Annotated in this window: 8 protein-coding genes; all 8 read left to right on the forward strand. The window is 72.3% G+C overall.

All coding sequences use genetic code 11. The features are described 5' to 3' along the window. Positions 1-64: 64 nt before the first annotated feature. The gene (lgt, locus tag ACIRPK_RS24945; protein WP_403041827.1) at positions 65-1,000 is read left to right on the forward strand and encodes a prolipoprotein diacylglyceryl transferase; all 936 of its coding nucleotides are present in this window, start codon (positions 65-67) and stop codon (positions 998-1,000) included. 201 nt (positions 1,001-1,201) lie between these two features. Then, positions 1,202-1,903 carry a VIT1/CCC1 transporter family protein gene (locus ACIRPK_RS24950; RefSeq protein WP_403041902.1) on the forward strand — a complete coding sequence of 234 codons (702 nt, stop codon included), beginning with the start codon at positions 1,202-1,204 and terminating at the stop codon, positions 1,901-1,903. A 431-nt stretch (positions 1,904-2,334) separates the two neighbouring features. Continuing rightward, on the forward strand, positions 2,335-6,918 hold the full coding sequence (gltB, locus tag ACIRPK_RS24955; protein WP_403041904.1) for a glutamate synthase large subunit: 4,584 nt from the start codon (positions 2,335-2,337) through the stop codon (positions 6,916-6,918). After that, complete coding sequence (locus ACIRPK_RS24960; protein ID WP_403041830.1) at positions 6,911-8,371, forward strand: glutamate synthase subunit beta; 1,461 nt, start codon at positions 6,911-6,913, stop codon at positions 8,369-8,371. Before gltB ends, ACIRPK_RS24960 begins: the two co-directional genes overlap by 8 nt. 577 nt (positions 8,372-8,948) lie before the next feature. Beyond that, complete coding sequence (locus tag ACIRPK_RS24965) at positions 8,949-9,203, forward strand: acyl carrier protein (RefSeq protein ID WP_313068733.1); 255 nt, start codon at positions 8,949-8,951, stop codon at positions 9,201-9,203. Beyond that, a complete protein-coding gene (locus ACIRPK_RS24970; protein WP_403041834.1) occupies positions 9,190-10,050 on the forward strand; it encodes an alpha/beta fold hydrolase in 861 nt (286 codons plus the stop codon). Before ACIRPK_RS24965 ends, ACIRPK_RS24970 begins: the two co-directional genes overlap by 14 nt. Positions 10,051-10,223: 173 nt before the next feature. Next, positions 10,224-16,988 carry an SDR family NAD(P)-dependent oxidoreductase gene (locus tag ACIRPK_RS24975; RefSeq protein WP_403041836.1) on the forward strand — a complete coding sequence of 2,255 codons (6,765 nt, stop codon included), beginning with the start codon at positions 10,224-10,226 and terminating at the stop codon, positions 16,986-16,988. 93 nt (positions 16,989-17,081) lie between these two features. Beyond that, positions 17,082-24,302, forward strand: a complete 7,221-nt coding sequence (locus ACIRPK_RS24980) for a beta-ketoacyl synthase N-terminal-like domain-containing protein (protein WP_403041839.1) — start codon at positions 17,082-17,084, stop codon at positions 24,300-24,302. Positions 24,303-24,323: the final 21 nt, after the last annotated feature.

Here is a 24,323-nt window from a genome sequence, read left to right on the forward strand (position 1 = left end):
TCGAAAGCTGTGACCCCGCGCGGTGCCGGAGTGTCGGGCGGGGTCCGGTAGCGTCGACCCTGCCATGGATCTCGCATACATTCCGAGCCCGTCGCGGGGGGTCCTCCATCTGGGGCCCGTCCCGCTTCGCGCCTACGCCTTCTGCATCATCATCGGTGTCGTCGTGGCCGTCTGGCTCGGCAGCAAGCGCTGGGTCGCCCGGGGCGGTGCCAAGCACACCGTGGGTGACATCGCCGTCTGGGCGGTGCCGTTCGGCCTGGTCGGCGGCCGTCTCTACCACGTGATCACCGATCACCAGCTGTACTTCGGTGACGGGAAGAACCCGTGGAACGCCTTCAAGATCTGGGAGGGCGGCCTCGGCATCTGGGGCGCGATCGCGCTCGGCGCGGTCGGTGCCTGGATCGGCGCCCGCCGCCGGGGCGTCCCGCTGCCGGCCTACGCCGACGCGATCGCCCCCGGCATCGCGCTGGCCCAGGCCTGCGGCCGCTGGGGCAACTGGTTCAACCAGGAGCTGTACGGCCGGGCCACCGACCTGCCCTGGGGTCTGGAGATCCACAAGGTGGAGCCGGACGGCTCGGTGGTGGACGGGGTCTTCCACCCGACCTTCCTGTACGAGTCGCTCTGGTGCGTCGGCGTCGCGCTGCTGGTGATCTGGGCGGACAAGCGGTTCACCCTCGGCCACGGCCGGGCCTTCGCGGTCTACGTCGCCGCCTACAGCGTCGGCCGGTTCTGGATCGAGGACCTGCGGATCGACGAGGCGCACCACGTGCTCGGCCTGCGGCTGAACGAGTGGACCGCGGTCGTGACCTTCCTCGGTGCCATCGCCTACCTGGTGATCGTCGGGAGGAAGCGCCCCGGCCGGGAGGCCCCGGACTCGATCGACCCGGCCGCGCACGTCGGCGAACTGACGCTGTCCGGGCCGGAGTCCGTCTCCACCGGAACCGAGCGGCCGGAGGACCCGGCCACGCCGACCGACCCGGAGCCGGGAAAACCTTCCTGAGCTGCTGACTCCCGATTCCTCGGCCGCCCTGCACCGTCCCGGTGCGGGCGGCCGAAGTGCTGTTCGGACAGCCTTACTTTGCTGGAAACGATCGTTTCATCGGACTACCTTTCAGGACGTCAGGAGATTTCGCAGCACGCCGTACTGGGGGCCCACGCAGTGACCGTGACCATCGCCGAACCGATCGCCGAGGACAACCCGATGCCTCGCGTCCCCGCCGAGGGACACCACCGGGACGTCAACGGCGGCTGGCTCCGGCCGGCGGTGTTCGGCGCGATGGACGGGCTGGTCTCCAACTTCGCGCTGATGACCGGCGTGGTCGGCGGCGCGGCCAGTACCAGCACGGTGATCATCACCGGCCTGGCGGGCCTTGCGGCGGGTGCCTGCTCGATGGCGGCCGGTGAGTACACCTCGGTGGCCTCCCAGCGCGAGCTGGTGGAGGCCGAGATCGAGGTCGAGCGGCTGGAGCTGCGCCGCAACCCGCAGGGCGAGCTGGCCGAGCTGTCGGAGCTGTACATCTCCCGGGGCGTCGAGCCCGAGCTGGCCCGTGAGGTGGCCCGGCAGCTCACCGCCGACCCGGAGCAGGCGCTGGAGGTGCACGCCCGGGAGGAGCTCGGGGTGGACCCGCACGACCTGCCGTCCCCGACGGTGGCCGCGGTGTCCTCGTTCGGGTGCTTCGCGCTCGGCGCGCTGCTCCCGCTGCTGCCGTACCTGCTCGGCGCCACCTCGCTGCTGCCGGCACTGCTGCTCGCGCTGGCCGGGCTGTTCCTGTGCGGTGCGGTGGTGGCCCGGGTGACCGCCCGCAGCTGGTGGTACAGCGGCCTGCGGCAGCTGCTGCTGGGTTCGGCCGCCGCCGCGGTCACCTATCTGCTCGGCGCGCTGATCGGCGGCCAGGTCGGCTGACCGGGTCACCGACCTGACACTGTATGAATATGACCTTCCCCACATGGATCACCAGCCGGACCTGTACTGATCCCGGCTGATTCAGGGCGAGGCCGCAGAATCTCATGCCGCGCTCGGTGATCGGAGAAGGATTCGCAGGGGGGACCTTCTCAGGATGTGGACGGGGCATTACGCCCCTGTTTCGCTCCCGACGGCAGGGGGCACACTGGTGGGAGCATGCGGACGAGCGTTCGCCTCCCGCCAGCTCTGTTACTAGCCGGTAATAGCCCGTGACCTGGGCACCTTGTCCGCCATCTGGACGTGACATTCCACTTTTCGGGATGTCCGGCATCATGTAACCTGCACGAAATCGCAAGAGGGCCAACGTCGTCCCTACTGCAACAAGCACCTTGCCAGAGACGACGACGGGAGAGCCGATGCTGTCTGCATCCATGCACTCCGCCAACGAGCCCGAGCAGGCCGCAGCCCGGCCCTACGCGCTCGTTCCGGATGCGCGACCCACTGCTCAGGGCCTGTACGACCCGCGTAACGAGCACGACGCCTGCGGCGTCGGTTTCGTCGCCACGCTGACCGGCATCGCCGACCACACCATCGTTGACCAGGCCCTCACGGTGCTGCGCAACCTGGAGCACCGGGGCGCCACCGGCGCCGAGCCGGACTCCGGTGACGGCGCGGGCATCCTGACCCAGGTCCCGGACGCGTTCCTGCGCTCCAAGGTCTCCTTCGAGCTCCCGGCGGCCGGCTCCTACGCCGTCGGCATCGCCTTCCTGCCGGACGAGGACGCGGCCGCCGCCGCGGCCGCCGCGCAGATCGAGGCGATCGCCGCCGAGGAGGACCTCACCGTCCTGGGCTGGCGCGACGTGCCGGTCACCCCGGACCTGCTGGGCGCCACCGCCCGCTCGGTGATGCCCCGGTTCCGGCAGATCTTCGTGGCCGGCGGCGGGCAGACCGGCATCACGCTGGACCGGGTCGCCTTCGTCCTGCGCAAGCGTGCCGAGCGGGAGGCCGGGGTGTACTTCCCCTCGCTCTCCGCCCGCACCATCGTCTACAAGGGCATGCTGACCACCGGCCAGCTGGAGCCGTTCTTCCCCGACCTCTCGGACCGGCTGTACGCCTCCGCGATCGGTCTGGTGCACTCCCGGTTCTCCACCAACACCTTCCCGAGCTGGCCGCTCGCCCACCCGTACCGCTTCGTCGCGCACAACGGCGAGATCAACACGGTCAAGGGCAACCGGAACTGGATGACGGCGCGCGAGTCCCAGCTCGCCACCGACCTGATCCCCGGCGACCTGAGCCGGATCTTCCCGATCTGTACCCCGGACCACTCGGACTCGGCCTCGTTCGACGAGGTGCTGGAGCTGCTCCACCTGGGCGGCCGTTCGCTGCCGCACTCGGTGCTGATGATGATCCCGGAGGCGTGGGAGAACCACGCCACCATGGACCCGGCCCGCCGGGCGTTCTACCAGTACCACTCCAACCTGATGGAGCCCTGGGACGGCCCGGCCTGTGTGACCTTCACCGACGGCACCCAGATCGGCGCGGTGCTCGACCGCAACGGCCTGCGGCCGGCCCGGTACTGGGTCACCGAGGACGGTCTGGTGGTGCTCTCCTCCGAGGTCGGCGTGCTCGACATCGACCAGGAGAAGGTGGTCAAGAAGGGCCGCCTGCAGCCCGGCAAGATGTTCCTGATCGACACCGCCGAGGGGCGGATCGTCGAGGACGAGGAGCTCAAGGCCCAGCTGGCCGAGGAGCACCCGTACCAGGAGTGGGTCGCGGCGGGTCAGATCGAGCTCGGCAAGCTGCCCGAGCGCGAGCACATCCACCACACCCACGCCTCGGTGACGCGCCGTCAGCAGACCTTCGGCTACACCGAGGAGGAGCTGCGGGTCATCCTGGCCCCGATGGCGAAGTCCGGTGGTGAGGCGCTCGGTTCGATGGGCACCGACAGCCCGATCGCCGCGCTCTCCGAGAAGCCCCGGCTGCTCTTCGACTACTTCATCCAGCTGTTCGCCCAGGTCACCAACCCGCCGCTGGACGCGATCCGGGAGGAGCTGGTCACCTCCCTGCTCAGCAACCTCGGCCCGGAGGGCAACCTGCTGGTCGCCGAGGCGGCGCACTGCCGGTCGGTCGGCCTGAGCTTCCCGGTGATCGACAACGACGAGCTCGCCAAGCTGATCCACATCAACGCGGACGGCGACCAGCAGGGCCTGAAGGCCGTCACGCTGTCGGGCCTGTACAAGGTCTCCGGCGGCGGCGAGGCGCTGGCCGCCCGGCTGGCGGCGATCGCGGCCGAGGCCGACGCGGCGATCGCCGACGGCGCCCGGATCATCGTGCTGTCGGACCGTCACTCGGACGCCGAGCACGCGCCGATCCCGTCGCTGCTGCTCACCTCCGCCGTGCACCACCACCTGATCCGGACCAAGCAGCGCACCCGGATGTCGCTGATCGTCGAGGCCGGTGACGTCCGCGAGGTGCACCACGTCGCGCTGCTGATCGGCTACGGCGCCGGAGCGGTCAACCCGTACCTGGCGATGGAGTCGGTCGAGGACCTGGTCGAGCAGGGCACCTTCCTGACCGGGATCGAGGCCGAGAAGGCCATCAAGAACCTGATCAAGGCGCTCGGCAAGGGCGTGTTGAAGGTGATGTCCAAGATGGGCATCTCCACCGTGGCCTCGTACCGCGGCGCCCAGGTATTCGAGGTCATCGGCCTCGACCAGCAGACCGTGGACACCTACTTCTCCGGCACCACCACCAAGCTCGGCGGCATCGGCCTGCCGGAGATCGCCAAGGAGGTGGCCGCGCGCCACGCCAAGGCGTACCCGGCCTCCGGCATCTCCGCCGCGCACCGCGCGCTGGACATCGGCGGCGAGTACCAGTGGCGCCGCGAGGGCGAGCCGCACCTGTTCGACCCGGACACGGTGTTCCGCCTGCAGCACTCCACCCGGTCGCGCCGCTACGACATCTTCAAGCAGTACACCGAGCGGGTGAACGAGCAGTCCGAGCGGCTGATGACGCTGCGCGGCCTGTTCAAGTTCAACGGCCTCGGCCGGGCGCCGATCTCCATCGACGAGGTCGAGCCGGTCTCCGAGATCGTCAAGCGGTTCTCCACCGGCGCCATGTCGTACGGCTCCATCTCGATGGAGGCGCACGAGACGCTGGCCATCGCGATGAACCAGCTCGGCGGCAAGTCCAACACCGGTGAGGGCGGTGAGGACCCGGAGCGCCTGTACGACCCGGCCCGCCGCTCGGCGATCAAGCAGGTCGCCTCCGGCCGGTTCGGCGTCACCTCCGAGTACCTGGTGAACGCGGACGACATCCAGATCAAGATGGCCCAGGGCGCCAAGCCCGGTGAGGGCGGTCAGCTGCCCGGCCACAAGGTCTACCCGTGGGTCGCCAGGACCCGGCACTCCACCCCGGGTGTCGGCCTGATCTCGCCGCCGCCGCACCACGACATCTACTCGATCGAGGACCTGGCGCAGCTGATCCACGACCTGAAGAACGCCAACCCGGCGGCCCGCATCCACGTGAAGCTGGTCTCCGAGGTCGGCGTGGGCACGGTCGCGGCGGGCGTCTCCAAGGCGCACGCGGACGTGGTGCTGGTCTCCGGCCACGACGGCGGCACCGGCGCCTCGCCGCTGACCAGCCTCAAGCACGCGGGCGGCCCCTGGGAGCTCGGCCTCGCCGAGACCCAGCAGACCCTGCTGCTGAACGGTCTGCGGGACCGGATCGTGGTCCAGACGGACGGTCAGCTCAAGACCGGCCGCGACGTGGTCATCGCCGCCCTGCTGGGCGCCGAGGAGTTCGGCTTCGCGACCGCGCCGCTGGTGGTCTCCGGCTGCATCATGATGCGGGTCTGCCACCTGGACACCTGCCCGGTCGGCGTCGCCACCCAGAACCCGGTGCTGCGCGAGCGCTTCTCCGGCAAGCCCGAGTTCGTGGTGAACTTCTTCGAGTTCATCGCGGAGGAGGTCCGGGAGATCCTGGCCGAGCTGGGCTTCCGCACCATCGAGGAGGCGGTCGGCCACGCCGAGCACATCGACGCCGCCGAGGCGATCACGCACTGGAAGGCGGCCGGTCTCGACCTGGCCCCGCTGTTCCACGTGCCGGAGCTGCCCGAGGGCGCCGCGCTGCACAACACCACCACGCAGGACCACGCGCTGGACAAGGCGCTCGACAACCAGCTGATCGAGCTGGCCGAGGACGCCCTGGTGCGCGGCGACGCGGTCCGGATCCAGCTCCCGATCCGCAACGTCAACCGGACGGTCGGCACCATGCTCGGCCACGAGGTGACGAAGCGTTACCGGGGCGAGGGCCTGCCCGAGGGCACCATCGACGTCACCTTCAACGGTTCGGCGGGCCAGTCCTTCGGCGCCTTCGTGCCGCGCGGCATCACGCTGCGCCTGGAGGGTGACGCCAACGACTACGTCGGCAAGGGCCTGTCGGGCGGTGTGGTGATCGTCCGCCCGGCGCGCAACGCGGCCGCCATCGGCGCCGACGCGCAGAACCACGTGATCGCGGGCAACACCATCGGGTACGGCGCCACCTCGGGCCGGATCCACCTGCGCGGCAAGGCCGGCGAGCGCTTCGCCGTCCGCAACTCCGGTGCCACCCTGGTGGTCGAGGGCGTGGGCGACCACGGCCTGGAGTACATGACCGGTGGACGGGTCGTCATCCTCGGCGAGACCGGCCGCAACCTGGCGGCGGGCATGTCCGGCGGTATCGCGTACGTGCTGGACCTGCGTCCGGCGAACGTGAACGACGGCATGGTGGCCATCGAGGCCCCGACCAACGCCGACCGCGACTGGCTGCGCGAGACCGTGCAGCAGCACTACGAGGAGACCGGCTCCACCGTGGCCGCCGAGCTCCTGGCTGACTGGGCCGGCGGGGTCTCCCGCTTCTCCAAGATCATGCCGACCGACTACAAGGCTGTGCTCGCCGCCAAGGATGCCGCTGAGCGCGCCGGTCTCGACGAGACCGCGATCACTCGCAAGATGATGGAGGCGGCACATGGCTGACCCCAAGGGCTTCCTGACCACGCCCAAGCAGCTGGCGGAGCGCCGCCCGGTGGACGTCCGGCTCCGTGACTGGAACGAGGTCTACGTCGAGCGCAGCCTCCTGCCGATCATCACCAAGCAGGCCGGCCGGTGCATGGACTGCGGCATCCCGTTCTGTCACAACGGCTGCCCGCTCGGGAACCTGATCCCGGAGTGGAACGACCTCGCCTTCCGGGACGACTGGACCGGCGCGATCGAGCGGCTGCACGCGACCAACAACTTCCCGGAGTTCACCGGGCGGCTGTGCCCGGCTCCCTGCGAGTCGGCGTGTGTCCTGGGCATCAACCAGGACGCGGTGACCATCAAGAACGTCGAGGTCACCATCATCGACAAGGCGTGGGACAACGGCGGGGTCACCGCCCAGATCCCCGAGCGCCTGTCCGGCAAGACCGTCGCGGTCGTGGGTTCCGGCCCGGCCGGCCTCGCGGTGGCCCAGCAGCTCACCCGGGCCGGGCACACCGTGGTGGTGTACGAGCGTGCGGACCGGATCGGCGGCCTGCTCCGGTACGGCATCCCCGAGTTCAAGATGGAGAAGCGCCACATCAACCGCCGCATCGAGCAGATGCGCGCGGAGGGCACCCGGTTCCGTACCGGCGTGCACGTGGGCGAGGACATCACCGGGCAGCAGCTGCGGGAGCGTTTCGACGCCGTCGTGGTCGCCGCCGGTGCCACCACCGCGCGTGATCTCCCGGTCCCCGGGCGGGAGTTCAAGGGCATCCACCAGGCGATGGAGTACCTCCCGCTGGCCAACAAGGTGCAGGAGGGCGACTTCGTCGAGCCGCCGATCAGCGCCAAGGGCAAGCACGTCGTGGTGATCGGCGGCGGTGACACCGGCGCCGACTGCCTGGGCACCGCGCTCCGCCAGGGGGCCGCCTCGGTCACCCAGCTGGAGATCATGCCGCGCCCGAGCGACGAGCGTCCCGGCAACCAGCCCTGGCCGACCATGCCGATGACCTACAAGGTCACCTCCGCGCACGAGGAGGGCGGTGAGCGGGTGTACGCCGTGAACACCACCCACTTCACCGGCGACGAGGACGGCAACGTCCAGGAACTGCACCTGGTCGAGGTCGAGTTCAAGGACGGCCGGTTCCAGCCGGTGGCGGGCACCGAGCGGGCCATCCCGGCCCAGCTGGTCACCCTGGCGATGGGCTTCACCGGTACCGACGTCAGGAACGGTCTGGTCGAGCAGCTGGGCGTCGAGCTGGACGCCCGGGGCAACATCGACCGGGACGCCAAGTTCTCCACCAACGTGGACGGCGTGTATGTCTGCGGCGACGCCGGCCGAGGCCAGTCGCTGATCGTCTGGGCCATCGCGGAGGGCCGTTCGGCCGCCGCCGCGGTGGACAGGTACCTGGGTGGCAAGACCGCGCTGCCCGCCCCGATCCGCCCGACCGACCGCCCCCTGGTGGTCTGACCGACCCTCACCTGATACCGCCGGACGCCCGTTGTCCGGCCGCACCAACCGCTTGCCCGTCAGAGCCGCCGGGCTCATGCGGTACCCACGGCACCTGCCCCCTCCCCGACCAAGTGGGGGGCAGGTGCCGTTCCGCGTTTTCCGGGTGTTTCCTCCCCGGCGGTTCAGCGCCGGTTCAGCGGCCGTTGGGCCGGGCGGGGCTGACGGAGTGACCCTGAGTGTTCGCTGAGGGTGCGCGCCGATCTGACGACAACTGTCGTACCGTTCCTGGGTTTTGGCACGATCTGCCACATTGCGTCAGGTACAGGCTCTGATCCGGGCCGGTCAAGTTAGTTGACGGTTGAATAGCAGGTCACCCAGGGCTCACAGTGGAACCAGTGGCGATCGGGCCCGGGTTCGAAGTCGACGGCCCCCGGCACCACTTCTCTTCGGTGCTCAACGCCCGCTTCCCACTGCCCGCTCTCTCTTCGTACTGCGTACGGACCGTCCCGTCAAGGGCGTCCGGCGCACCCGAAACCGTCGATGCGGTGCCGGTCAGGCTCGGCCGGCCCCAGAGGAAGGACCAACCGTGGCTCAAGTGACGGCAGTCGAGGCCCAGCAGTGGCTGATCGAGAAGATCGCCCACCGGCTCGGAGTGGCGCCCGGGGAGGTCTCGCCCGAGCAGTACTTCGACGAGCTGGACCTGGACTCCACCGAGGCGCTGATCCTGGCCGGCGAGATGGAGAACTGGCTCGGCTTCGAACTCGGCACCACCACGCTCTGGTACCACCCCACCATCAAGGACCTGGCGGCGCACATCGCCGAGGAGTGCGGTCAGCGTGCCTCCGCGTAGACCCGGGCCGGTCCCGGTCCTCCCGTTACGCCCGGCTGCCGAGGGCGGTCCCACCGTCCACCTGGTGCACCCCGGGGCGCTCGCCGCCCAGGTCCACCGCACCCTCGCCGAGGCCCTCCCCGAGGGTGTCGGACTGACCGTGCTCGACATCTCGGCCCTCCCCGAGTACGGGGAGGCGGCCCTCACCGGCGGCCGGGCCGACACCACCGTCGAGGCGCTCGCCGACTGGCTGGCCACCGAACTGACGCAGCCTCAGTTCGCTTTGGTGGGATGGTCGTTCGGCGGAGTGGTGGCCCAGGCGGCGGTCGGGCGACTGCCCGCCGGCCGGCGGCCGGAGCGGCTGGTGCTGCTGGACAGCATCGCGCCGACCGAGGAGTACCAGCAGCCCGACGAGGCCCTCGAACCCCCGCTGCTGCTGGGCTGGTTCGCGATGTACCTGGGTGCCAAACGCGGCCGCCCGGTACCGCTCGACCCGGCGGCCCTGGCCGGTCGCGGCGTCGACGACGGGCTGCCGCTCGTCCTGGACGCCGCCACCGCGAGCGGGGCGCTCCTGCCGGACACCCCGCTCCCCGGGCTCCGCAAGCTCTACGACACCTATGTCGACGGGCTGTTGCGCAACAACCGGCTCACCGCGCCGTACCGGCCGAGGCCGTCGAGCGTCCCGCTGGTCCTGGTGAAGGCCGAACGCAGCCTGATTCCCGAGGACCCCACGCTCGGCTGGCAGCCGCTCGCCCCGCACGGGCTCGACCTGGCGGTGGCACCCGGCGACCACTACACCATGCTCACCCGACCGGACGCGGCCCAGGTCATCGCCCGCCTGGTCCACCCGGCCCCCGGGCCCGTCTGACCCTCCCCGTCGGGTCCGGCCCGCCCGGCCCGCACCCTCGCCGCCCGACCCGGCCCGCTCCGACGCCTGCCGTCGGACCGGCCCCAGGTCCGCGCACACCACCCGGTCCGGCCCGTGCCCGCAGCGGGCCGTGCCCGGGTGGCCTCCGGCCACCGAGACCAAGAGAGCCCGCCGTGAACTCTTCGCAGCCTGCGCACTCCTCGAACAATCCGACCGTTCCACCTCAGGACAGCGCCGCCAGACCGAGCGAACGCGAGCTGGACCGCCGGCTCGCCCGCGACCCGATCGCCATCGTCGGCCTGTCCGCCCTGTACCCCAAGTCCCGTGACCTGCGGGAGTTCTGGGGCAACGTGGTGGCCGCGGCGGACTGCATCGAGGACGTCCCGTCGACCCACTGGGACCTCGACGAGCACTACGACCCGGATCCGACCGCCCCGGACAAGACCTACTCCCGGCACGGCGGGTTCATCCCCACCGTGGACTTCAACCCGATGGAGTTCGGCCTGCCGCCGACCACCCTGGAGGTCACCGACGTCCTCCAGCTGCTCAGCCTGGTGGTCGCCCGCGACCTGCTCAAGCACGCCGGGGCCGAACAGCCCTGGTACGACGCCTCGCGCACCGGTGTGGTGCTCGGCATCACCGGCGCCAACCAGCTCACCCAGCCGCTCTCGGCCCGGCTGCAGACCCCGGTGCTCAAGGAGGTGGCCCGCAGTGTCGGCCTCTCCGAGCGGGACGCCGAGGAGATCGCCGAGAAGTTCAAGCTGGCCTTCGCGCCCTGGGAGGAGAACTCCTTCCCCGGCATGCTGGGCAACGTGGTGGCCGGGCGGATCGCCAATCGGCTCGACCTCGGTGGCACCAACATGACCATCGACGCCGCCTGCGCCAGCTCGCTCGCCGCCGTGAAGACCGCCGTCAGCGAACTGCTGGAGGGGCGCGCGGACACCATGCTGGCGGGCGGCTGCGACGCCGAGAACACCATCTTCATGTACCTCTGCTTCGCCAAGACCCCGGCGTTCTCCAAGGCCGGCCGGATCCGGCCGTTCGACAAGGACGCCGACGGCACGCTGATCGGCGAGGGCATCGGGATGCTGGCGCTGCGCCGGCTGTCCGACGCCGAGCGGGACGGCAACGAGATCTACGCCGTGATCCGGGGCATCGGCTCGTCCAGCGACGGCCGGTTCAAGTCGATCTACGCCCCCCGCAAGGAGGGTCAGATCGTCGCCCTGGAGCGGGCCTACGAGGATGCCGACTGCTCACCGGAGAGCGTCGAGCTGTTCGAGGCGCACGGTACCGGCACGGCGGTCGGCGACGCGACCGAACTGTCCGCGCTGGCCGCGGTGGTGTCGGGGGCGACCGAGGCGAAGCAGTACGCCGCGGTCGGCAGCGTGAAGTCCCAGATCGGGCACACCAAGGCGGCGGCCGGCGCGGCCGGGCTGATCAAGCTCTCGATGGCGCTGCACCACAAGCTGTTGCCGCCGACCATCAACGTGGACGAGCCGAACCCGGCGATCGACTTCGCCAACAGCCCGTTCTACGTCAACACCGAGAGCCGCCCGTGGATCCGGGACCCCGAGCGGGAGCACCGCCGGGCCGCGATCTCCTCGTTCGGCTTCGGCGGCACCAACTTCCACTTCGTGCTGGAGGAGTACGGCGACGGCGACGACCTCAAGGTGGTCTTCCCGGTCGCCCGGGTGCACCAGTGGCACGCCCCGACCGTGGCGGCGCTGGCCGGTGCGCTGGCCGGCCCCGCGCAGTCGGGCCCGGCTCCGGCCGACCACCCCCGGGTGGCGCTGGTGGCCAGGAACGACGCCGAACTGGCGGAGCTCACCGCGCTGGCCGTCGCCGAGCTGACCGCCAAGCCGGACGCCTCGGACTGGGCGCACCCCAAGGGCGTGTACTTCCGCCGCCGGGCCGCCGAGACCGGCAAGGTCGGCGCGCTGTTCGCCGGCCAGGGCAGCCAGTACGTCAACCCGGGCCACCGGGCCGTGCTCGCCGTACCGCCGCTGCGGGCCGCCTTCGACGCCGCGAACCGGCAGTTCACCGGGGCCGAGCCGCTCTCCCGAGTGGCCTTCCCGGCGCCCGCCTTCGACCCGGCCGCCAAGGCCGGGCAGGAGGACGCGCTCCGCCGCACCGAGTACGCGCAGCCCGCGATCGGCGCGCTGGCGGCCGGTCAGTTCCGCTACCTGAGCGAGCTGGGTTTCGTGGCCGACGGCCACCTCGGCCACAGCTTCGGCGAGTTGACCGCGCTCTGGGCCTCCGGCGCGCTGGACGACGACGCCTTCTTCGAGCTGGCCCGGGCCCGGGGAGCAGCGATGGCGCCGCCCGCCGAGGCCGGGTTCGACCCGGGCGCGATGGCCGCGCTCAGTGCCACCGACGTCCAGATCGCCGAACTGCTGGGCCGGTTCGGCGGGTTGACGGTCTGCAATCGCAACGCGGCCGACCAGATCGTGGTCGGCGGCGGCACCGAGGAGGTCGAGCAGCTGGTCGCGGCGGCCAAGGCGGCCGGAGTCCGGGCGAGCCGGCTGCCGGTCTCGGCGGCCTTCCACACCCCGTACGTGGCGCACGCGGTCGAGGCGTTCCGGGCGAGTGTCGAGCGGGTCGAGATCCGCGCGCCGCACAGCCCGGTGTACGCCAACACCCCGGGTGCGGTGTACGGCGCCGACCAGGCCGCCAACCGGCGGGTGCTGACCGAGCAGTTGGTGAACCCGGTGCACTTCGCCGACCGGGTCGAGGAGATGTACGCGGCCGGGTTCCGCACCTTCGTGGAGTTCGGGCCCAAGGGCGTGCTGACCCAGCTGGTCCGCCGCATCCTGGGCGACCGGCCGCACGTCGCGGTCCAGCTCGACCCCGGGCCGGGCGCCGACGCCGACCTCGCGCTGAAGCGCGCGGTGGCCCAACTCGTCGTGCTGGGGCTGCCGTTGTCGGTGGCCGACCGGTACGTCCTGGTGCCGGAGCCGGTCGCGCCGGTGAAGGGCATGACCGTCCCGCTGAACGGCATCAACCACGTCCCCGAGCACCGGCGGGCCGCCTACCGGGAGGCCATCGACCACGGCTACCGGGTCACCCTGCCGACCGTCGAGGTCCAGGTCGAGGTGCCGGTGCACGTGCCGGTCGAGGTGCCGGTCGACGTACCCGCTTCCGTTCCCGTTCCGGCCCCCGTGGCCGCCGTCGTCCAGGAGACCGAACCCGTGGACCACGATCGTCAGCCCGACCGGCTGTCCGAGCTGATCACCGATCACCTCGCCCTGCACGACGACTACCTGAACGGGCAGTTGCAGAGCGCCGAGCGGCTGGCCGGACTGCTGGAGAACGCCGCCGACCAGGGCCGCCTGCCCGAGATCCTGGGCGGCGTGACGGCGGTCAAGGAGCACGGCCTCGCCATCGGCCGGACCCACCTGCGGGCGAACGAGATCCTCCGCGACCTGGCCGCGCTCGAACTGGGCGGCGCTCCGGCTCCCGCCGTGACCGTCGCCCCGGTGGCGGCTCCGGTGCCGGCTCCCGTGCTGGCCCCCGCACCGGCCCAGGTCGCGCTGCCGCCGGCTCCGGTGGCCGCCGCCCCTGCCCCGGTGGTGGCACTGCCCTCGGCGCCGGTCGCGACTCCGGCCTCTGCTCCGGCCCCTGTTTCGGTTCCGGTTCCGGTGGTTGCCGCCGGTCCGTCGGCGGCGGAGGTGGCTGCCGCGCTGCTGGCGGTGGTGTCGGTGAAGACCGGTTACCCGGCGGAGATGCTCGAACTTGAGATGGATGTCGAGGCGGACTTGGGGATCGACTCGATCAAGCGGGTCGAGATCCTGGGTGTGCTGTCGGAGCAGTTCCCGAGTGAGGTGCACGTCGGTCCGGAGCAGCTCGGCGAGCTCCGGACGCTGGGCCAGATCGTCGAGTTCATGTCGGCGAGTGCGGGCTCTGTTCCGGTTCCGGTTCCGGTGGTTGCCGCCGGTCCGTCGGCGGCGGAGGTGGCTGCCGCGCTGCTGGCGGTGGTGTCGGTGAAGACCGGTTACCCGGCGGAGATGCTCGAACTGGGCATGGATGTCGAGGCGGACTTGGGGATCGACTCGATCAAGCGGGTCGAGATCCTGGGTGTGCTGTCGGAGCAGTTCCCGAGCGAGGTGCACGTCGGTCCCGAGCAGCTCGGCGAGCTGCGCACGCTGGGTCAGATAGTCGAGTTCATGGCCGGTGCCACGGCTTCCGCCGGGCCGGCCGCCCCGGTGGCGCAGGCTGGTCCCTCGGCGGCCGATGTCACGTCGGCCCTGCTCGCCGTGGTCGCCGCGAAGACCGGCTATCCGGCGGAGATGCTGGACCTGGAGATGGATGTCGAGGCGGACTTGGGGATCGACTCGATCAAGCGGGTCGAGATCCTGGGTGTGCTGTCGGAGCAGTTCCCGAGTGAGGTGCACGTCGGCCCGGAGCAGCTCGGTGAGCTGCGCACGCTGGGTCAGATCGTGGAGTTCATGTCCGGTACCACGGCCCCGGCGGCTCCCGAGCCGCAGCCCGAGCCGGTCGCGGCTCCCGCCCCTGCTCCCGCTGCCGCCCCCACCGCCGTGGTCCCCGGCCGGCTCGGCCGGGCCCAGGCCACGCTGGTCGACCTCCCGCTGCCGGACCGGCTGGTGGGCGCGTACCCGTCGGGTGCCGGCGCCCTGCTGGTGGACGACGGCGGTGAGCTCGCCCCCGAGCTGGCCGTGCGACTGACCGCCACCGGCTGGCAGGTCCAGCTGCTCCGACTGCCCGGGGTGACCCGGCAGCTGCCGGGGGTCCGCGACTTCGCCCTCACCGGCTGGGGTGTCACCGAACTGGCGGAGAAGATCGACCAGTTGACCCCGGTCAGCCTGGCCGTCACCTTCTCCACCCGGCCGGACAGCGACTGGGCGGACGGCGTCCGCCGGCTGTCCCACGCGCTGCTCACCGCCAAGCACCTGGTCGAGCCGCTGACCCGGGCCGCAGGAACCGGCCGCGCGGGCTTCGTGACCGTGACCCGGCTGGACGGCGGCTTCGGTCTGCACGGGGTCGAGGAGGCGCTCACGCCCTCCGGCGGCTTCGGCGGTCTGGTGAAGACCCTCGCGGTCGAGGCGCCCGAACTGTTCTGCCGCGCGGTCGACCTGGCGCCCGGGCTGTCTGCCGGCACCGCCGTCGCGCTGCTGCTCGACGAGCTCTCGGACGCCGCCACCGAGCCGGTCCAGGTCGGTCACGACGGCACCCGCCGGGTCGCCCTCGGCCTGACCGAGCAGTCCACCGCCCCGCTCGCCGGCGAGGTCGCCCCGCTGACCGCCGAGGACCTGATCGTGGTCACCGGCGGAGCCCGCGGCATCACCGCCCGCTGCGTGGTCGACCTGGCCACCGCCCACCGTCCCGGCTTCCTGCTGCTGGGCCGCACCGCGCTCGGCGACGAGCCCGCCTGGGCCCACGGGGTCACCGGCACGGCCGAGTTGAAGGCCGCCGCGGTCGACCAAATGAGGACGGCGGGGGAGAAGCCGACCCCGAAGCGGGTCGAGCAGCTCTTCCAGTCCGTGGTCGGCGAGCGGGAGATCCGCCGCACGCTGGCCGAGGTCGCGGCCGCCGGCAGCCGGGTCGAGTACCTGGCCGTCGACATCACCGACGCCGCCGCGACGGCTGCCGTGCTCGCCCCGTACGCGGGGCAGGTCACCGGTGTCGTGCACGGCGCCGGGGTGCTGGCCGACCAGCTGATCAGCGCCAAGAAGGCCTCCGAGATCGAGCGGGTCTTCGCGCCCAAGCTGACCGGGCTGCGCTCGGTGCTGGACGCGCTGCCCGCCGACGGACTGCGGCACGTGCTGCTGTTCACCTCGGTGGCCGGGTTCTTCGGCAACCGGGGCCAGTCCGACTACGCGATGGCCAACGAGGTGCTGAACGCCTGGGCGGCGGGCTGGAAGCGCAAGCACCCGCAGACCCGGGTGACCGCCCTGAACTGGGGCGCCTGGGACAGCGGGATGGTCTCCCCGCAGATCAAGGCGGTGTTCCAGGAGCGTGGCATCACGCTGATCCCGGAGCCCGTCGGTACCGCCCTGTTCACCGGGCAGTTCTCGCCGGAGCACGGCAACGACGTGGTGACGGTGCTCGGCCCGACCACGCCGCTCTCGGTACGGGAGACCGCGGTTGTGGCCGCGACCGTGCTGGAGCGCAGGCTCGACGTGCTGGCGGCCGAGCCGATCGTCGCCGACCACGTGATCGGCGGGGTGCCGGTGCTGCCGGCCGCGCTGGCCCTGGGCTGGGCGATCGGTGCGGTCGAGCGGCTCAGCGGGGGGACGGTCCGTCAGGTCCGCGACTTCGCGGTGCACAAGGGGGTGCTGTTCGACGGCACCGAGCAGGGCAGCTTCCAGCTCAGCGCGGCCCCGGCCGGGGACGGCGCCACCACCGAGGTGACGATCCGTTCGGTGGCCGCCGACGGCACCGTCCGCCCGCACTACGCGGCCGGGGTGGTGCTCGGCGCCGACCCGGCGACCGAGACCAGCCGGCCGAGCGTGGCCGGACTCCCGGCGCTCGGCCAGGGCCGGGACGCGAGCGGCTTCTACACCGACGGGACGCTGTTCCACGGCGAGTCGCTGCGCGGTCTGCGGCGGGTGCTCACCGAGCAGGAGTCGCGGCTGGTGCTGGAGGCCGCGCTGCCCGAACACCGGCCCGGCAACGGGGCGTTCGGCGGCCAGCTGTACGGCCCCGGCACGGCGGACCTGCTGCTGCAGGCCGGTCTGGTCTGGATGAAGCTGTACCGCGCCACGGCCAGCCTGCCGCTCTCGGTGGCCCGCGCCGAGTTCCACCAGGAGCTGCCCGACGGCAAGCCGTTCCTGATCGTGGTCGAGCCGGTCTCCAGCAACGGCAGCACGGCCAGCCTGACCGTGACCGCCTGCGCCCCGGGCGGGCGGGTGCTGGCCCGGCTGGGCGGGGTGAGCCTGGTCTCCACCCCGCAGCTGGCCGCCAAGTTCGTCACCAACTAGGCGTACTCGCCCCCCTCGGCCCGGTTCCCGGTCGGCCACCTCCCCTGTGGTGGCCGGCCGGGCCCGGCCGACAAGCTCCGGAAGGACCACAACGTGAGCAAGTACGCCATCGTCGGCCTGTCCTGCCTCTTCCCCGGGGCCGGGACGCCCGAGGAGTTCTGGCAGAACCTGAGCGGCGGCGTCGACAGTCGCCGGGAGGGCGGGTCCGAGGTCTTCGGCCCGGCCGCCGACCCGCGCGACGAGGACCCGGCACACCGGATCTACTGCAGCAAGGGCGGTTTCGTCACCGGCTTCGAGTTCGACCCCAGCGGCTACCTGCTGGACGCCGACCGGCTGGCCCGGCTGGACCGGGTCTTCCACTGGTCGCTGCACGTGGCCCGGGAGGCGCTGCGCGACAGCGGCTACGCCGACCGCGCCGAGGTGCTCGCCCGGACCGGCCTGATCCTCGGCAACTACTCCTTCCCGACCCCGGGTTCGGCCCGGCTCAGCCTGCCGCTGGTGGACCAGGCGGTCCTGGCGGGCCTGCGGCTGGCGGGCCTGGAGGGCCTGGCCGCCCCGGCGGCCCCGGCCGCCGAACCGGAGGACGCCCGGGTCAGCGGCGCCCCGGCCCGGGTGGCCGGCGCCGCCCTCGGCCTCGGCGGTCCGCGGTTCGCCCTGGACGCCGCCTGCTCCTCCGCGCTCTACGCCCTCAAGCTCGCCTGTGACCAGCTCGCCGCCGGCCAGGCCGACCTGGTGCTGGCGGGCGGGGTCTGCGCACCCGACCCGACCCTGATCCACCTCTCCTTCTCCGATCTGCACGCCTACCCCGAGAACGGCTTCAGCCAGCCCTTCGACGCCGCCTCGGCCGGCATCCTGACCGGCCAGGGCGCCGGCATGGTGGCGGTCAAGCGGCTGGCCGACGCCCAGCGCGACGGTGACCGGATCCACGCCGTGATCGACGGCATCGGCCTCTCCAACGACGGTGCGGGCCGCCATCTGCTGGTCCCCAACGCGGCCGGACAGCACCGCAGTTACCAGCTCGCCTATGCCGAGGCCGGAGTGGCCCCGGGCGACATCGACTACCTGGAGTGCCATGCCACCGGTACCCCGATCGGGGACACCACCGAGGCCGACTCGGTGGTCCGCTGGTTCGGCGAGCAGGGCTCGGTGCCACTGCTCGGCTCGGTCAAGGGCAATATCGGCCACCTGCTGACGGTGGCCGGTCTGAGCAGCCTGCTGAAGGTCGTGCTGGCCATGCAGCACGGCGAACTCCCGCCCACCATCGGCGTGTCCGCGCCGGTCAACGCGGCGATCGGCGGTGCGCTGGTGCGCGAGCGGACCAGCTGGCCCGCGCACGAGGGGCCGCGCCGCGCGGCGGTCTCCGCCTTCGGCTTCGGCGGCACCAACGCCCACGTGGTGCTGTCCGGTGCGGCCGACCCGGCGCAGGCCGAACCCCCGGTCGCCGCACCGGCGCTGGACATCGTCGGCCTGGGCGCGCACTTCGGCTCGCTGGAGTCGCTGGACGCGTTCGAGCGGGCCCTGCACGACGGCGGCGACGCCTTCCGTCCGCTGCCCGAACTCCGCTGGCGCGGACTGGAGTCCACCACCGGCGGTGCACTGGAGCAGGCCGGCTTGGGCGCCGGGACGCTGCCCGAGGGCGGCTTCGTCGACCAGGTCGCGATCGACCCGGCCGACTACCGGATCCCGCCCGCCGACCTGCGCAACTACAACCTCCAGCACGCCCTGATGGCCAAGGTCGCCGACGAGGCGCTGACCGACGCCGGTTTCGACCGGACCGCCCCGGCCGGGCAGTCCGGGCCCGCCCCCCGGCGGGTCGCGGTGCTGGTCGCGATGGAGATCGAGCCCAGCGCCCACCTGCACCTGGCCAGGTACGGCCTGGCGGGCCGGCTGCGCGAGGCGTACCGGGCGGCCGGTCTCGACCTGACGGACAGTCAGGTCGAGGAGCTGGCCCAGGCCGCCCGGGACGGTGTGCACCAGCCGATCGTGGCCAACGAGGTGCTGAGCTACATCGGCAACATCATGGCCAGCCGGATCTCCTCGCTGTGGAACCTGACCGGCCCGTCCTTCACCATCTCCTCCGACGGCGCGGGCACCGCCGAGGCGCTCGACATCGCCCGGCTGCTGCTGCTCGACCCGGAGATCGAGGCCGTGCTGGTCGGCGCGGTGGACCTGGCCGGTTCGCCGGACGGGCTGCTGCTCCGGTCCGCCCCGCCGGTGGCGGGCGCCGGGCTGAGCTTCGGCGCGGGCAGCCAGGGCTGGCGGATCGGCGAGGGCGCGGGCGCGGTGGTGGTCACCCGTCCCGGTGGCGACCGACCGGTCTACGCCCGGCTGGACGCCTCGGTGGTCCGGCACGCCGTGCCGGTCGGCGGCGCGCTGCCGCAGGCGGACCCGGACCTGCTCGCGGACGTCGCCCGGCAGGCGCTGGAACTGGCCGGCATCGGCGCCGACCAGGTCGGCTACCTGGAGGCGCACGCGGGCGGCACACCCGCCCTGGACGCTGCCGAACTGACCGCGCTGGCCGCCGTCTACCCGGCCGGGCGGACCGAGCTCGCGCTCGGCAGCGCCAAGGCGCAGCTCGGCGACACCCAGGGCGCCGCCACCATGGCGGGACTGCTGCGCGCGGTGCTCGCCCTGCACCACGGCTACCTGCCCGGCGTCCCCGGCTGGCAGCAGCCGGCCGAGGAGCACACCGAGCGGTTCGCGGCCGGCGGCTTCTACCTGCCGGAGACCTCCCGCCCCTGGCTGCGGACCGAGCGCTCGGCCCGGCGGTACGCCGGGGTCAGCTTCCTCGGCGCCGGCGGCGCGCACGGCCACCTGGTGCTCTCCGCCGGGCAGACCCGGGGCTCAGTCGTCGAGCGGGACTGGCGACGGGCCGCAGGCCCGGTGCTGCTCGCGCTCGGCGCCGAGGACCACCCGGGCCTGCTCGCCGACCTCGACCGGCAGCTGGGGCTGCTGGCGGACGGCGCCGACCCGTACGCGCTCGCGGTGGCCGCCGCCGAGCGGCTGACGGAGCGGCAGACCGCCCGGGCGGTCCTGGTGGCCACCGACGCGGCCGGACTGCGCGGGCAGTTGGAGGCCGCCGTCCGCGACCTGCCGGGTGCGCTGGAGCGCGGCGAGGAGTGGGCCACCCCGGCCGGCAGCTTCGCCACCGCCCGGCCGATCGGTCCGGACGGCAAGGTCGCGCTGGTCTACCCGGGCGCCTTCAACTCCTACCCCGGCCTGGGCCGGGACCTGTTCCGGGCCTTCCCCGGACTGCTCACCCGGTTCGAGACCGAGGCGGAGCAGCCGGACCGGGCGTTCCGCTCGGCCATGCTCCACCCGCGTGGTCAGCAGGCCTTCGGCAAGCGGGAGTTGATGGCGCTGGAGGAGAAGCTCGGCGGCGACCTGCCGTTCATGCTGGCCACCGGCACCAGCTTCGCGATCCTCTACACCGACCTGGTGCGCGAGCTGCTCGGCGTCCGGGCGCACGGCGCCTTCGGCTACAGCCTGGGGGAGAGCAGCATGCTGTTCGCCACCGGCGGCTGGCAGCGCGAGGCCCGCCGGGACGACCGGATCAGCGCCACCCCGCTGTTCAAGGACCGGCTCACCGGCGCCCGCCGGACCGTCCGCGAGCTCTGGCAACTGCCGGACGACACCCCGGATCCGGCGGTCTGGGCGAGCTTCGTGCTGCTCACCGACGCGGACCGGGTGCGGGACGCGCTGGCCCGGTACGACCGGCTCTTCCTGACCCATGTGAACACCCCGACCGAGGTGGTGATCGCCGGGGCACCGGACCAGTGCCGGGCCCTGATCGCCGAGTTGGGCTGCCCCTCGGCCCGCTCCCCGGTCAACTCGGTGATGCACTGCCCGGTGGTGGACGGCGAGCTGGCCGGTCTGGCCGAGCTGAACGACCACCCGGTCGGTTCGCCCGGCGACCTGCAGCTGTTCAGCGCGTACGACTACGACACCGTGGCCGGGCTGTCCCGGGAGACCGTGGCGGAGCGGATCGCGCACACGCTGCGCAGCACCATCGACTTCCCCCGGCTCACCCGCACCGCGTACCAGCAGGGCTTCCGGTACTTCATCGAGGTCGGCCCGAGCTCCACCTGCACCCGCTGGGTGCGCGAGTCGCTCGGCCAGGACGCCCACGTGGCGGTCTCGGTCGACCGGCGCGGGGTACCGGCCGCCAGGTCGGTGGCCCAACTGGCCGCCCGGCTGCTGGCGCACGGCGTACCGCTGGACCTGTCCGCCCTGCTGGGCGTGCTGCCCGCGCCGGCCCGCAGGCGGCTGCGCTTCCCGGTCGGCGGTGGCCCGGCCATCCCGGCCGCGGTCGCGGCGGCGGTCGGCCCGGTGCTGAGCCGGGCCCGGGTGCCCGCGATGGCCGGTGCCGCCGGGTCCGCTCCCGTACCCGCCGCCGCACCGCCTCCCGCCGCCGCGCCGGTGCCCCCGGTGCCCGCCGCTGCCGCGCGGGTGCCCTCGTCTTCTCCGTCCGGACCAGTCGGTCCCGTCCCGCTGGAGGGCCACGCCCCGATGCCTGTCGACCCGTCAGTCGCCGATCCCGAGGTCATCGCCTTCGACGGCGAGCCGATCTCCTTCCTGCCCTGGGCCGAGCCCGAACCGGTCGCCGACCCCCGTCCGGCGGCGGCCGCCCCGGAGCGCCCGGCGCCGGTCGGCGGGTCCGCCGCCACCGAGCTGGTGCGCGAGCTGCGCGAGCAACTGCTCGCCACCCACTCGGTGGTGATGGAGACCCAGCGCGTCCTGCAGGAGTCCACCCTCGCCCGGGCCGAGGCGCTGCTCACCGAGGCCCCCGCCGACCCCGGGCTGCCCGCCTTCCCGGCGCCCGAGCCGATCAGCTTCTCGGTCCAGACCGCGCTGCCGGCCGCCCCGCCGCCCGCCGCCCGGCCCGAACTGCCGCCCGCCGCCCAGGACGTCAGGGCGCCCCGGCCGGACGGGGTGATCTGGGACCAGGCCGACCTGCTGGAGTTCGCCACCGGCAGCCTGGCCAAGGTCTTCGGCGCCGACTTCGCCGAGATCGACGGCTACGGCAAGCGGGTCCGACTGCCCGCCCCGCCGTACCACTTCGTCACCCGGGTCACCGACCTGAAGGCGGAGCCCGGTGTCTACCAGCCGTCCTTCATCCGCACCGAGTACGACGTGCCCGAGGACGCCTGGTACACCGTCGACGGCGGCGTGCCGCCGGCCGTGGCGATCGAGGCCGGTCAGTGCGACCTGCTGCTGATCAGCTACCTGGGCATCGACTTCCGGAACAAGGGCCAGCGGGTCTACCGCCTGCTGGATTCCACCCTGGTCTTCCACGGCGACCTGCCGAAGGCCGGCCAGACCCTGCGCTACGACATCTCGATCAACCGCTTCGTCACCCAGGGCGAGACCACGCTCTTCTTCTTCTCCTACCTCTGCTACGCCGACGGGGAGTTGATCCTCGAACTCAAGGACGCCTCGGCCGGTTTCTTCAGCCAGGCCGAGCTGGACACCCCGCTCGGCGTGGTGACCACCGAGAAGCAGAAGGCCGCCCGGGCCGCCCTGACCAAGGGCTGGTTCAAGCCGCTCGCCGACACCGACCACAACCGGCTGACCGGCGCCGACCTGGAGCTGCTCGCCCAGGGCCGCCCCGGCGAGGTGTTCGGGCCGCACCACGCCCAGGACGCCGGGCTGAACCCGGCGCTGCGCCTGCCGGTGGCCAAGCTCCGGATGATCGACGAGCTGAGCATCGACCGCACCGGCGGCCCGCGCGGCCTCGGCCTGCTCACCGCGAGCAAGCGACTGGAGCCGAACGCCTGGTACTTCGAGTGCCACTTCCCCGACGACCCGGTGCTGGCCGGCTCGATGGTGGCCGAGGGCGCGGTGCAGGCCCTGCAGGCGTACCTGCTGCACCAGGGCATGCACCTGGTGCTGCCGGACGCGCGCTTCCAGACCATCATCGGCCTGCAGACCGAGGTCCAGGTCCGCGGCCAGATCACCCCGCAGCACTCGGAGATCCGGTACGAGATCGAGGTGATGGAGCTGACCCTGCTCCCGCGCCCCTCGGTGATCGCCGACGTGCTGGTCCACCTCGGCGACAAGCCGGTGATCCGGATGCACAACTTCGGTATCCAGATCCGGGAGAAGGAGGGCACCCCGTACCGTCCGGGCGAGGGCGGCGTGCCGGTCTTCCTGGGCCGCCGGAACCGCTCCGGCGAGCCCGCGATGATCAACGAGCTGCACCTGGCGCACGCCGCCAAGGGCGACCTGGGCACCGCGATGGGCCCCGAGTTCGACGTCTACGCGAACAGCCGGGCGCCGTACATCCCGAACGGGGACTTCCAGTTCGTCGACCGGATCATGTCCCTCAAGGGCACCCGGGGCGACCTGAACCCGGGCTCCGAGATGGTCACCGAGTACGACTCCCCGGCCGACGCCTGGTACTACACCCACAACTCGCACCCGCACATGCCCAACGCGGTGTACATGGAGAGCTCGCTGCAGGCCGCCATCCTGCTCGGCTACTACCTCGGCGCCACCCTCAAGCGGCCCGAGGAGCAGTACGCGATCCGGAACCTGGACGGCCGGGCCACCCTGGTCAAGGACCTGGACCTGCGCGGGAAGACCATCCGGCACCACTCCAAGCTGCTGATGACCAGCGCGATGTCCGGCGCGGTGCTGCAGAACTTCAGCTACGAACTCTCCGCCGACGGCGAGGTGTTCTACACCGGTGAGTCGCTGTTCGGCTACTTCAGCGACGCCGCACTGGCCAACCAGGCCGGGCTGGACGCCGGGAAGTTCGTCGCCCCCTGGATCGAGCAGCAGAAGCCCGCCGCCGAGCGGGTCCGGCGGATCGAACTCCCGGCGGGCGCACCGGCGTTCACCGACCCGAGCGGCGGCCGGCTGCACCTGCCGGGCGGGCACTACGCACTGGTGGACCGGGTCGACCTGGTCGCCGACGGCGGCCGGCACGGCGCGGGGTACCTGCACGGGTACCGCGAGGTACGGCCGGACGAGTGGTACTTCGACTGCCACTTCCACCGCGACCCGGTGATGCCCGGCTCGCTCGGGGTGGAGGCGGTGCTCCAGGCGCTGCGGCTGTTCGTGCTGGAGCAGGGCCTGGCCGAGGGGGTCGCGAACCCCCGGTTCGGGCCGGCCACCGAGATCGAGACCAGTTGGAAGTACCGGGGTCAGATCCTCCGGCACGACCGGGAGTTGAGCTTCGACGTGCACGTGAAGGAGATCCGCCGCGAGCCCGGACGGGTGGTGGTGATCGCCGACGCGGACCTGTGGAAGCCCGGGCTGCGCATCTACGAACTGACCGACGTGGCCATCGAGGTCCGCTCCGAAGCCTGACGACCCCCCCACCTCCACGCG

Source organism: Kitasatospora sp. NPDC101801, from assembly GCF_044766665.1.
Taxonomy (GTDB): domain Bacteria; phylum Actinomycetota; class Actinomycetes; order Streptomycetales; family Streptomycetaceae; genus Kitasatospora.

What these genes read in the sequence shown, in the direction of transcription:
- lgt (WP_403041827.1), top strand. Translation starts at nt 65, where the DNA reads ATGGATCTCGCATACATTCCGAGCCCGTCGCGGGGGGTCCTCCATCTG.
- ACIRPK_RS24960 (WP_403041830.1), top strand. Translation starts at nt 6,911, where the DNA reads ATGGCTGACCCCAAGGGCTTCCTGACCACGCCCAAGCAGCTGGCGGAG.
- gltB (WP_403041904.1), top strand. Translation starts at nt 2,335, where the DNA reads ATGCACTCCGCCAACGAGCCCGAGCAGGCCGCAGCCCGGCCCTACGCG.
- ACIRPK_RS24950 (WP_403041902.1), top strand. Translation starts at nt 1,202, where the DNA reads ATGCCTCGCGTCCCCGCCGAGGGACACCACCGGGACGTCAACGGCGGC.